5 protein-coding genes, 1 tRNA gene and 3 rRNA genes are annotated in these 12,258 nt (G+C 54.3%); 7 read left to right on the forward strand and 2 right to left on the reverse strand.

Annotation, left to right across the window (positions count from 1 at the left end):
* The first annotated feature begins 9 nt into the window (after window positions 1–9).
* Window positions 10–702: a DUF1481 domain-containing protein gene (locus KGP25_RS01510; RefSeq protein ID WP_045909513.1), complete on the forward strand. Its 693-nt coding sequence runs from the start codon at window positions 10–12 to the stop codon at window positions 700–702.
* 90 nt (window positions 703–792) lie between these two features.
* Here KGP25_RS01510 and purD read toward each other — a convergent pair whose 3' ends face one another.
* Together purD and purH are read right to left on the reverse strand one after the other, a co-directional pair.
* Window positions 793–2,085, reverse strand: a complete 1,293-nt coding sequence (gene purD, locus KGP25_RS01515; protein WP_045909512.1) for a phosphoribosylamine--glycine ligase — start codon at window positions 2,083–2,085, stop codon at window positions 793–795.
* Window positions 2,086–2,100: 15 nt separating this feature from the next.
* Window positions 2,101–3,690, reverse strand: coding sequence for a bifunctional phosphoribosylaminoimidazolecarboxamide formyltransferase/IMP cyclohydrolase (gene purH / locus KGP25_RS01520; protein WP_048030768.1), 1,590 nt, complete (start codon window positions 3,688–3,690; stop codon window positions 2,101–2,103).
* Between the two features lie 561 nt (window positions 3,691–4,251).
* Here purH and KGP25_RS01525 point away from each other — a divergent pair.
* The 6 genes from KGP25_RS01525 to aceB all read left to right on the forward strand — a co-directional run bounded on the left by KGP25_RS01525 (window position 4,252) and on the right by aceB (window position 12,254).
* Window positions 4,252–5,793, forward strand: a 16S ribosomal RNA gene (locus tag KGP25_RS01525).
* Between the two features lie 84 nt (window positions 5,794–5,877).
* Window positions 5,878–5,953 (forward strand) — tRNA-Glu (locus KGP25_RS01530).
* A gap of 183 nt (window positions 5,954–6,136) precedes the next feature.
* Window positions 6,137–9,040, forward strand: a 23S ribosomal RNA gene (locus tag KGP25_RS01535).
* A 73-nt stretch (window positions 9,041–9,113) separates the two neighbouring features.
* Window positions 9,114–9,229 (forward strand): 5S ribosomal RNA (rrf, locus tag KGP25_RS01540).
* The 16S, 23S and 5S rRNA genes sit together here with 1 tRNA gene alongside, the layout of an rRNA operon.
* A 223-nt stretch (window positions 9,230–9,452) precedes the next feature.
* Window positions 9,453–10,382, forward strand: coding sequence for a homoserine O-succinyltransferase (metA, locus tag KGP25_RS01545; RefSeq protein WP_008503405.1), 930 nt, complete (start codon window positions 9,453–9,455; stop codon window positions 10,380–10,382).
* Between the two features lie 270 nt (window positions 10,383–10,652).
* On the forward strand, window positions 10,653–12,254 hold the full coding sequence (aceB, locus tag KGP25_RS01550; protein WP_223539866.1) for a malate synthase A: 1,602 nt from the start codon (window positions 10,653–10,655) through the stop codon (window positions 12,252–12,254).
* The last annotated feature ends 4 nt before the right edge of the window (window positions 12,255–12,258 follow it).

Genomic DNA, 12,258 nt, shown 5'->3' on the forward strand with positions numbered 1-12,258 from the left:
CGCGTGGCAGTGAACAGTTTTAGCGAAGGGGCGGCAACGCCCCTTTTGTCTTTCTGGCGCGGAACGCTCGCGCTGGCGGGCATGCTGCTGCTGTCAGCCTGTAGCCACGACACCGCTTTGCCGCCGTTTACCGCCAGCGGCTACGCGGACAACCAGGGCGCGGTCAGGATCTGGCGTAAAGATTCCGGCGGCGAAGTGCATCTGCTTTCTGCCTTTAGCCCGTGGCATAGCGGCAATACATCGACGGCGGAGTATCGCTGGCAGGGAGATGACCTGTCGCTGATTGAGCTGAACGTCTACAGCAAGACCCCCGAACACGTGAAAGTGCGTTTTGACGACCATGGCGAGCTGAGCTTTATGCAGCGCGAAGTCAGCGGTCAAAAACAGCAGCTTTCCAGCGATCAAATCGCCCTCTACCGTTACCGGGCCGAACAAATCCGCCAGACCAGCGATGCGCTTCGTCTGGGACGCGTCGTGCTGCGCCAGGGGCGCTGGCATAATGACGGGACGGTGACGACCTGCGAAGGGCAAACGGTCAAGCCTGAGCTCGAGTCCTGGGCGACCGAACACATTCAACGCCGTCAGCGTCATTCATCAATGGAAGTGAGTGTGGCGTGGCTTGAGGCGCCGGAAGGTTCTCAATTGCTATTGGTGGCGAACGAAGACTTCTGCACCTGGCAGCCGACAGAGAAGAGTTTCTGAGTTCTGTGGATTAAGCCGGATGGCGCTGACGCTTATCCGGCCTACGAACGATTCCCTCTCCCTGTGGGAGAGGGTGAGGGCGAGGAGGAATTACTCCCCCTGCTCGCGCGCAATCGCGCGATAGCCGATATCCTGACGGCTAAAGCTACCGTTCCAGTGAATATCCGCCATCAGCGCATAGGCGCGCTTCTGCGCTTCTGCCACGGTATGGCCCAGCGCGGTTGCACACAGCACACGGCCACCGTTGGTCAGAACGCGATCGTCCTCAGCCAGCTTCGTACCGGCGTGGAACACCTTCGCACCTTCCCTCTCTTCCAGCGGCAGACCGTGGATTTCATCTCCGGTGCTGTAGTTGCCCGGATAACCACCCGCAGCAATCACCACGCCGAGAGACGCACGCTCGTCCCACTCGGAGGTTTTCTCGTCCAGCTTGCCATCGCAGGCTGCCAGGCACAGATCCACCAGATCGGATTTCATGCGCAGCATGATTGGCTGCGTTTCCGGATCGCCAAAGCGGCAGTTGAATTCGATGACTTTAGGGTTACCCTGCTTGTCGATCATCAGACCTGCGTAAAGGAAACCGGTGTAGGTATTCCCTTCTGCTGCCATTCCCTTCACGGTAGGCCAGATGATGCGATCCATGGTGCGCTGGTGGACGTCGTCAGTCACGACCGGAGCAGGGGAGTAAGCGCCCATCCCGCCGGTGTTAGGACCCGTGTCGCCATTACCCACACGCTTGTGATCCTGGCTGGTGGCCATCGGCAGAACGTGCTCGCCGTCGACCATGACGATAAAGCTCGCCTCTTCACCGTCGAGGAACTCTTCAATCACGATGCGGTGGCCCGCATCGCCAAAGGCGTTACCTGCCAGCATGTCCTGAACCGCGGCTTCGGCTTCGTCGAGCGTCATCGCGACGATCACGCCTTTACCGGCGGCCAGACCGTCGGCCTTGATAACAATCGGCGCGCCCTTCTCACGTAAGTAGGCCAAAGCAGGCTCCACTTCAGTGAAATTCTGATATTCCGCCGTCGGGATGTTATGACGCGCGAGGAAATCTTTGGTGAAGGCTTTGGAGCCTTCCAGCTGCGCGGCGCCTTCCGTTGGGCCGAAGATTTTCAGGCCCGCTGCGCGGAACGCATCCACCACGCCAATCACCAGCGGCGCTTCCGGGCCGACGATGGTCAGGTCGATTTTCTCGCTCTGGGCAAAACTGAGCAGCGCCGGAATGTCGGTCACGCCGATAGCCACGTTCTGCAGCGCGGGTTCCAGTGCGGTACCGGCGTTGCCCGGTGCCACGAAGACCGTTTTCACCAGCGGAGACTGCGCCGCTTTCCACGCCAGCGCGTGCTCGCGTCCGCCGTTACCAATCACTAATACTTTCATTTTCAGCTCCGGGAATTAATGGCGGAAGTGGCGCATGTCGGTGAAGATCATCGCGATGCCGTGTTCGTCGGCAGCGGCAATCACTTCGTCGTCGCGGATTGAACCGCCAGGCTGGATCACGCAGGTGATGCCGACAGCGGCTGCGGCGTCGATACCATCACGGAACGGGAAGAAGGCGTCAGAGGCCATGGCGGAGCCTTTGACTTCCAGGCCTTCGTCACCTGCTTTAATACCCGCGATTTTCGCAGAGTAAACGCGGCTCATCTGGCCTGCGCCTATCCCGATGGTCATGTTCTCCTTGGCGTAGACAATGGCGTTGGATTTCACGAACTTCGCCACTTTCCAGCAGAACAGCGCGTCACGCAGTTCCTGTTCGGTCGGCTGACGTTTGGTCACCACGCGCAGGTCGGCTTCTGTCACCATACCCAGATCGCGATCCTGAACCAGCAGACCGCCGTTCACGCGCTTGAAGTCCAGGCCCGGCACGCGTTCTGCCCACTGGCCGCAAACCAGTACGCGCACGTTCTGTTTTGCCGCGGTGATTTTCAGCGCTTCATCGGAGGCCGATGGCGCGATGATCACTTCGACAAACTGGCGGGAGATGATGGCCTGAGCCGTTTCCGCATCCAGCTCACGGTTGAAGGCAATGATGCCACCGAACGCGGAGGTTGGGTCAGTTTTGTATGCGCGATCGTAAGCTTCCAGAATCGACGTGCTTACCGCCACGCCGCATGGGTTGGCGTGCTTGACGATAACGCAGGCCGGCTCGCTGAACTCTTTCACGCATTCCAGCGCCGCGTCGGTGTCGGCAATGTTGTTATAGGAGAGCGCTTTGCCCTGCACCTGCTGAGCGGTCGCAACAGAGGCTTCTTTTACCTCTTCTTCTATATAGAAGGCCGCCTGCTGGTGGCTGTTCTCACCGTAACGCATATCCTGCTTCTTAATGAAGTTCAGGTTCAGGGTGCGCGGGAAGCGGCCGGACGGATCTTTGCTTTCACCGTGGTAAGCCGGTACCAGGCTACCGAAGTAGTTGGCGATCATGCTGTCGTACGCCGCGGTGTGTTCGAAGGCTTTGATGGCGAGGTCGAAACGCGTTTCCAGGGTGAGCGACCCTTCGTTGGCGTCCATCTCATTAATAATGGTGGTGTAATCGCTGCTCTTTACCACGATGGCGACATCTTTATGGTTCTTGGCCGCAGAGCGCACCATGGTCGGGCCGCCGATATCAATGTTCTCTACAGCATCTTCCAGAGAGCAGCCTTCGCGGGCAACGGTCTGGGCAAACGGGTAGAGGTTAACGACAACCATGTCGATCGGCGCGATGTCGTGCTGTTCCATAATGGCGTCGTCCTGGCCGCGACGGCCAAGAATACCGCCGTGGACTTTCGGATGCAGGGTTTTGACGCGTCCATCCATCATTTCCGGGAAACCGGTGTAATCGGACACTTCGGTTACCGGCAGACCTTTATCTGCTAACAGGCGAGCGGTTCCACCTGTGGAAAGCAGCTCCACACCGCGTGCAGAAAGTGCCTGAGCGAATTCGACGATACCGGCTTTATCAGAAACACTGAGCAGAGCGCGGCGGACTGGACGACGTTGTTGCATGGTAAATCCCCTGGATTTCACGATTACAGAGAGCGTTAGATGAATTTTCCTGTGAAAAACTCATCTAACACACCTGACGAGGCATCCTTGTTAAGCGCGAGCATTTTAACGAAAACGTTTGCGCAACGCTCGCACATTTTTACTTTTTCGTATCATTGTGGATAAGTCTGTGTGTAAAAAGGTATAAGGCGGGGTTTTGCTGTGGAATGCAGCAGTCAGTCATTTTTCTGTCATTTAGCGGTTGCGGCCTGCGGAGAACTCCCTATAATGCGCCTCCATCGACACGGCGGATGTGAAACACTTCACACAACAAGCGGTTCGGTTGAAGAGAAAAAATCCTGAAATAACGGGTTGACTCTGAAAGAGGAAAGCGTAATATACGCCACCTCGCAACGGTGAGCGAAAGCCGCGTTGCACTGCTCTTTAACAATTTATCAGACAATCTGTGTGGGCACTCAAAGTGACATGGATTCTTAACGTCCTCGGACGAAAAATGAATACCAAGTCTCTGAGTGAACATACGTAATTCATTACGAAGTTTAATTCACGAGCATCAAACTTAAATTGAAGAGTTTGATCATGGCTCAGATTGAACGCTGGCGGCAGGCCTAACACATGCAAGTCGAGCGGCAGCGGAAAGTAGCTTGCTACTTTGCCGGCGAGCGGCGGACGGGTGAGTAATGTCTGGGAAACTGCCTGATGGAGGGGGATAACTACTGGAAACGGTAGCTAATACCGCATAACGTCGCAAGACCAAAGAGGGGGACCTTCGGGCCTCTTGCCATCAGATGTGCCCAGATGGGATTAGCTAGTAGGTGGGGTAACGGCTCACCTAGGCGACGATCCCTAGCTGGTCTGAGAGGATGACCAGCCACACTGGAACTGAGACACGGTCCAGACTCCTACGGGAGGCAGCAGTGGGGAATATTGCACAATGGGCGCAAGCCTGATGCAGCCATGCCGCGTGTATGAAGAAGGCCTTCGGGTTGTAAAGTACTTTCAGCGGGGAGGAAGGCGGTGAGGTTAATAACCTCATCGATTGACGTTACCCGCAGAAGAAGCACCGGCTAACTCCGTGCCAGCAGCCGCGGTAATACGGAGGGTGCAAGCGTTAATCGGAATTACTGGGCGTAAAGCGCACGCAGGCGGTCTGTCAAGTCGGATGTGAAATCCCCGGGCTCAACCTGGGAACTGCATTCGAAACTGGCAGGCTAGAGTCTTGTAGAGGGGGGTAGAATTCCAGGTGTAGCGGTGAAATGCGTAGAGATCTGGAGGAATACCGGTGGCGAAGGCGGCCCCCTGGACAAAGACTGACGCTCAGGTGCGAAAGCGTGGGGAGCAAACAGGATTAGATACCCTGGTAGTCCACGCCGTAAACGATGTCGACTTGGAGGTTGTGCCCTTGAGGCGTGGCTTCCGGAGCTAACGCGTTAAGTCGACCGCCTGGGGAGTACGGCCGCAAGGTTAAAACTCAAATGAATTGACGGGGGCCCGCACAAGCGGTGGAGCATGTGGTTTAATTCGATGCAACGCGAAGAACCTTACCTACTCTTGACATCCAGAGAACTTTCCAGAGATGGATTGGTGCCTTCGGGAACTCTGAGACAGGTGCTGCATGGCTGTCGTCAGCTCGTGTTGTGAAATGTTGGGTTAAGTCCCGCAACGAGCGCAACCCTTATCCTTTGTTGCCAGCGGTCCGGCCGGGAACTCAAAGGAGACTGCCAGTGATAAACTGGAGGAAGGTGGGGATGACGTCAAGTCATCATGGCCCTTACGAGTAGGGCTACACACGTGCTACAATGGCGCATACAAAGAGAAGCGACCTCGCGAGAGCAAGCGGACCTCATAAAGTGCGTCGTAGTCCGGATTGGAGTCTGCAACTCGACTCCATGAAGTCGGAATCGCTAGTAATCGTAGATCAGAATGCTACGGTGAATACGTTCCCGGGCCTTGTACACACCGCCCGTCACACCATGGGAGTGGGTTGCAAAAGAAGTAGGTAGCTTAACCTTCGGGAGGGCGCTTACCACTTTGTGATTCATGACTGGGGTGAAGTCGTAACAAGGTAACCGTAGGGGAACCTGCGGTTGGATCACCTCCTTACCTTAAAGAACCTGCCTTTGTAGTGCTCACACAGATTGTCTGATGAAAAGTAAATAGCAAGGCGTCTTGCGATTGAGACTTCACGTCCCCTTCGTCTAGAGGCCCAGGACACCGCCCTTTCACGGCGGTAACAGGGGTTCGAATCCCCTAGGGGACGCCACTTGCTGGTTCGTGAGTGAAAGTCACCTGCCGTCATATCTCAAAACTGACTTGCGAGTCACGTTTGAGATATTTGCTCTTTAAAAATCTGGATCAAGCTGAAAATTGAAACGACACATCTTTAAGGTGTGTTCGAGTCTCTCAAATTTTCGCAATCATGAAGTGAAACATCTTCGGGTTGTGAGGTTAAGCGACTAAGCGTACACGGTGGATGCCCTGGCAGTCAGAGGCGATGAAGGACGTGCTAATCTGCGAAAAGCGCCGGCGAGGTGATATGAACCTTTGACCCGGCGATGTCCGAATGGGGAAACCCAGTGCAATTCGTTGCACTATCGTTAACTGAATACATAGGTTAACGAGGCGAACCGGGGGAACTGAAACATCTAAGTACCCCGAGGAAAAGAAATCAACCGAGATTCCCCCAGTAGCGGCGAGCGAACGGGGAGCAGCCCAGAGTCTGAATCAGCTTGTGTGTTAGTGGAAGCGTCTGGAAAGTCGCACGGTACAGGGTGACAGTCCCGTACACGAAAACACACAGGTTGTGAACTCGAAGAGTAGGGCGGGACACGTGGTATCCTGTCTGAATATGGGGGGACCATCCTCCAAGGCTAAATACTCCTGACTGACCGATAGTGAACCAGTACCGTGAGGGAAAGGCGAAAAGAACCCCGGCGAGGGGAGTGAAAAAGAACCTGAAACCGTGTACGTACAAGCAGTGGGAGCACCCTTGTGGTGTGACTGCGTACCTTTTGTATAATGGGTCAGCGACTTATATTCTGTAGCAAGGTTAACCGTATAGGGGAGCCGAAGGGAAACCGAGTCTTAACTGGGCGTTAAGTTGCAGGGTATAGACCCGAAACCCGGTGATCTAGCCATGGGCAGGTTGAAGGTTGGGTAACACTAACTGGAGGACCGAACCGACTAATGTTGAAAAATTAGCGGATGACTTGTGGCTGGGGGTGAAAGGCCAATCAAACCGGGAGATAGCTGGTTCTCCCCGAAAGCTATTTAGGTAGCGCCTCGTGAACTCATCTTCGGGGGTAGAGCACTGTTTCGGCTAGGGGGCCATCCCGGCTTACCAACCCGATGCAAACTACGAATACCGAAGAATGTTATCACGGGAGACACACGGCGGGTGCTAACGTCCGTCGTGAAGAGGGAAACAACCCAGACCGCCAGCTAAGGTCCCAAAGTCATGGTTAAGTGGGAAACGATGTGGGAAGGCACAGACAGCCAGGATGTTGGCTTAGAAGCAGCCATCATTTAAAGAAAGCGTAATAGCTCACTGGTCGAGTCGGCCTGCGCGGAAGATGTAACGGGGCTAAACCATGCACCGAAGCTGCGGCAGCGACACTATGTGTTGTTGGGTAGGGGAGCGTTCTGTAAGCCGTTGAAGGTGTGCTGTGAGGCATGCTGGAGGTATCAGAAGTGCGAATGCTGACATAAGTAACGATAAAGCGGGTGAAAAGCCCGCTCGCCGGAAGACCAAGGGTTCCTGTCCAACGTTAATCGGGGCAGGGTGAGTCGACCCCTAAGGCGAGGCCGAAAGGCGTAGTCGATGGGAAACAGGTTAATATTCCTGTACTTGGTGTTACTGCGAAGGGGGGACGGAGAAGGCTATGTTAGCCGGGCGACGGTTGTCCCGGTTTAAGCATGTAGGCGGAGGTTCCAGGTAAATCCGGTACCTTTTAACGCTGAGGTGTGATGACGAGGCACTACGGTGCTGAAGTAACAAATGCCCTGCTTCCAGGAAAAGCCTCTAAGCATCAGGTAACATCAAATCGTACCCCAAACCGACACAGGTGGTCAGGTAGAGAATACCAAGGCGCTTGAGAGAACTCGGGTGAAGGAACTAGGCAAAATGGTGCCGTAACTTCGGGAGAAGGCACGCTGATATGTAGGTGAAGCCCCTGCGGGTGGAGCTGAAATCAGTCGAAGATACCAGCTGGCTGCAACTGTTTATTAAAAACACAGCACTGTGCAAACACGAAAGTGGACGTATACGGTGTGACGCCTGCCCGGTGCCGGAAGGTTAATTGATGGGGTTAGCGGCAACGCGAAGCTCTTGATCGAAGCCCCGGTAAACGGCGGCCGTAACTATAACGGTCCTAAGGTAGCGAAATTCCTTGTCGGGTAAGTTCCGACCTGCACGAATGGCGTAATGATGGCCAGGCTGTCTCCACCCGAGACTCAGTGAAATTGAACTCGCTGTGAAGATGCAGTGTACCCGCGGCAAGACGGAAAGACCCCGTGAACCTTTACTATAGCTTGACACTGAACACTGGTCCTTGATGTGTAGGATAGGTGGGAGGCTTTGAAGTGTGGACGCCAGTCTGCATGGAGCCGTCCTTGAAATACCACCCTTTAATGGCTGGTGTTCTAACGTAGACCCGTAATCCGGGTTGCGGACAGTGTCTGGTGGGTAGTTTGACTGGGGCGGTCTCCTCCCAAAGAGTAACGGAGGAGCACGAAGGTTAGCTAATCCTGGTCGGACATCAGGAGGTTAGTGCAATGGCATAAGCTAGCTTGACTGCGAGAGTGACGGCTCGAGCAGGTGCGAAAGCAGGTCATAGTGATCCGGTGGTTCTGAATGGAAGGGCCATCGCTCAACGGATAAAAGGTACTCCGGGGATAACAGGCTGATACCGCCCAAGAGTTCATATCGACGGCGGTGTTTGGCACCTCGATGTCGGCTCATCACATCCTGGGGCTGAAGTAGGTCCCAAGGGTATGGCTGTTCGCCATTTAAAGTGGTACGCGAGCTGGGTTTAGAACGTCGTGAGACAGTTCGGTCCCTATCTGCCGTGGGCGCTGGAGAATTGAGGGGGGCTGCTCCTAGTACGAGAGGACCGGAGTGGACGCATCACTGGTGTTCGGGTTGTCATGCCAATGGCACTGCCCGGTAGCTAAATGCGGAAAAGATAAGTGCTGAAAGCATCTAAGCACGAAACTTGCCCCGAGATGAGTTCTCCCTGAGACTTTAAGTCTCCTGAAGGAACGTTGAAGACGACGACGTTGATAGGTCGGGTGTGTAAGCGCAGCGATGCGTTGAGCTAACCGATACTAATGAACCGTGAGGCTTAACCTTACAACGCCGAAGATGTTTTGGCGAAGAGACGAACAATCAAAATTCAGCCTTGATACAGATTAAACAGAATTTGCCTGGCGGCTTTAGCGCGGTGGTCCCACCTGACCCCATGCCGAACTCAGAAGTGAAACGCCGTAGCGCCGATGGTAGTGTGGGGTCTCCCCATGTGAGAGTAGGGAACTGCCAGGCATCAATTAAGAAGAACCCCGTACCGTAAGGTGCGGGGTTTTTTGCTTTTGTTTTCTCCCTCTCCCTGTGGGAGAGGGACGGGGTGAGGGCATCAAACCGCACCATCCTCTCCTTGAAACTTTCTCACCTTCTGCTTGCAGACTCGACATTCAAACCATTTCTGGGTATCGTTAGCTGTCTGGATGTCTAAACGTTTATACGTATGCTGTGAGGATACAAAGCTATGCCGATTCGGGTGCAGGACGAGCTACCAGCCGTCAATTTCTTGCGTGAAGAAAATGTCTTTGTGATGACGACTTCACGTGCGACAGGTCAGGAAATTCGCCCGCTGAAGGTGCTTATTCTCAATCTGATGCCCAAAAAGATCGAAACAGAAAACCAGTTCCTGCGTCTGCTGTCGAACTCCCCGCTGCAGGTCGATATTCAACTGCTGCGGATCGACGCCCGTGAGTCACGCAATACGCCTTCTGAGCATCTGAACAACTTCTACTGCAACTTTGATGACATTCAGGGTGAAAACTTCGACGGTCTGATTGTGACCGGCGCGCCGCTGGGCCTGGTGGAATTTAACGATGTCGCTTACTGGCCGCAGATCAAACAGGTTCTGGAGTGGGCAAAAGATCACGTCACGTCCACGCTGTTTGTCTGTTGGGCGGTACAAGCCGCACTGAATATTCTCTATGGCATCCCCAAGCAAACCCGCACTGAAAAGCTCTCCGGCGTATACGAACACCATATTCTCCATCCCCATGCGTTGCTGACGCGCGGGTTTGATGATTCTTTCCTGGCTCCGCATTCCCGCTACGCTGACTTCCCGGCCCAGCTGATTCGTGATTACACCGATCTGGAGATTCTGGCCGAAACGGAAGATGGAGACGCTTACCTGTTTGCCAGTAAAGATAAGCGCATTGCCTTTGTGACCGGACATCCTGAGTACGATCCGCACACCCTTGCGTCAGAATATTTCCGTGATGTCGAAGCGGGTCTGAACCCGGATGTCCCGTACAACTATTTCCCGAAAGACGATCCGCAAAACAAACCGAGAGCGACCTGGCGCAGCCACGGGAATTTGCTTTTTACTAACTGGCTCAACTATTACGTCTACCAGATAACACCATACGATCTGCGTCACATGAATCCAACGCTGGAGTAATCGTCTGCACTAAACGATCCTAAAGCGTTTCAGCTATTCAAATCAGGCACCTTCGGGTGCCTTTTTTATTTCCGAAATGCCACTCATCATTCTTTAAAACTTTAATTTCAATAAAATCAATAAATTAATCGCAATTTATAATTAAAATGGAAATTGTTTTTTATTTTAGAAAAAATAGAGGTAGTCTTAATTCTGCTGAGCGAAAACTACCCAACGATCTTTCGTTCGCATCGGGAGCGTGATTTTGGATCTTTGATGAGGAGCAGAGTAATGACTCAACAGGCAACGACGGTCGATGAACTGGCCTTTACCCAGCCGTATGGCGAGCAAGAACAGCAAGTTTTGACGGCAGAAGCGGTAGAATTTCTGACTGAACTGGTGACCCGCTTTACGCCGCAGCGCAATAAGCTGCTGGCGGCACGTATTCATCAGCAGCAGGAAATTGATAACGGCAAGTTGCCTGGTTTCATTTCGGAAACCGCTTCCATTCGCCGTGGCGAGTGGAAAATCCGCGGCATCCCTGAAGATTTACAGGATCGCCGCGTTGAGATCACCGGTCCGGTAGAGCGCAAAATGGTGATCAACGCCATGAACGCCAACGTTAAGGTCTTTATGGCCGATTTTGAAGACTCGCTGGCACCGGACTGGCGTAAGGTCATCGAGGGGCAGATCAACCTGCGCGACGCCGTAAACGGCACCATCAGCTATACCAATGAAGCCGGCAAAATATACCAGCTCAAACCGAACCCGGCGGTGCTGATCTGTCGCGTGCGCGGCCTGCACCTGCCCGAAAAACATGTCACCTGGCGTGGAGAAGCCATTCCAGGAAGCCTGTTTGATTTTGCCCTCTATTTCTTCCACAACTACAAAGCCCTGCTGGCGAAGGGCAGCGGCCCATATTTCTATCTGCCTAAAACGCAGGCCTGGCAGGAAGCGGCCTGGTGGAGCGAAGTCTTCAGCTATGCGGAAGATCGTTTCAACCTGCCACGCGGCACTATCAAAGCCACCCTGTTGATTGAAACGCTGCCTGCCGTGTTCCAGATGAATGAAATTCTGCACGCTCTGCGTGACCACATTGTCGGCCTGAACTGCGGACGCTGGGACTATATTTTCAGCTACATCAAAACGCTGAAAAACTATCCCGATCGCGTACTGCCGGATCGCCAGGTCGTGACCATGGATAAACCGTTCCTGAGCGCCTACTCGCGTCTGCTGATCAAAACCTGCCACAAGCGCGGAGCCTTCGCGATGGGCGGCATGGCGGCCTTTATCCCGAGCAAAGATGCCGAGCGCAACAATCAGGTGCTCAACAAGGTGAAAGCCGACAAAGAGCTTGAAGCACGTAACGGCCATGACGGGACGTGGATCGCGCATCCGGGTCTGGCCGATACGGCGATGGACGTCTTTAACCGCGTGCTTGGCGACAATAAAAACCAGCTGTTTGTCACGCGTGAAGACGATGCCCCAACGGCTGAAGAACAGCTGCTGGCCCCGTGCGCGGGCGAACGGACGGAAGAGGGGATGCGGGCCAATATCCGCGTTGCGGTGCAGTACATCGAAGCGTGGATCTCCGGCAACGGCTGCGTGCCGATCTACGGCCTGATGGAAGATGCTGCGACGGCGGAGATCTCACGTACCTCTATCTGGCAGTGGATCCACCATCAAAAAACGCTCAGCAACGGCAAGCCGGTGACCAAATCCCTGTTCCGCCAGATGCTGGCCGAAGAGATGCGGGTGATCCAGGACGAGCTGGGCGAACACCGCTTCAGCAGCGGACGCTTTGACGACGCTGCGCGCCTGATGGAGCAAATCACCACATCAGATGACTTAATCGACTTCCTGACCCTGCCGGGCTACCGCTTCCTGGCGTAACTCA

The sequence above is a fragment of the Enterobacter sp. JBIWA003 genome (assembly GCF_019968825.1).
GTDB lineage: Bacteria > Pseudomonadota > Gammaproteobacteria > Enterobacterales > Enterobacteriaceae > Enterobacter > Enterobacter quasiroggenkampii.

Coding starts and splice junctions, on each gene's coding strand:
- purD (WP_045909512.1), bottom strand. CDS start 2,085: ATGAAAGTATTAGTGATTGGTAACGGCGGACGCGAGCACGCGCTGGCG.
- purH (WP_048030768.1), bottom strand. CDS start 3,690: ATGCAACAACGTCGTCCAGTCCGCCGCGCTCTGCTCAGTGTTTCTGAT.
- metA (WP_008503405.1), top strand. CDS start 9,453: ATGCCGATTCGGGTGCAGGACGAGCTACCAGCCGTCAATTTCTTGCGT.
- aceB (WP_223539866.1), top strand. CDS start 10,653: ATGACTCAACAGGCAACGACGGTCGATGAACTGGCCTTTACCCAGCCG.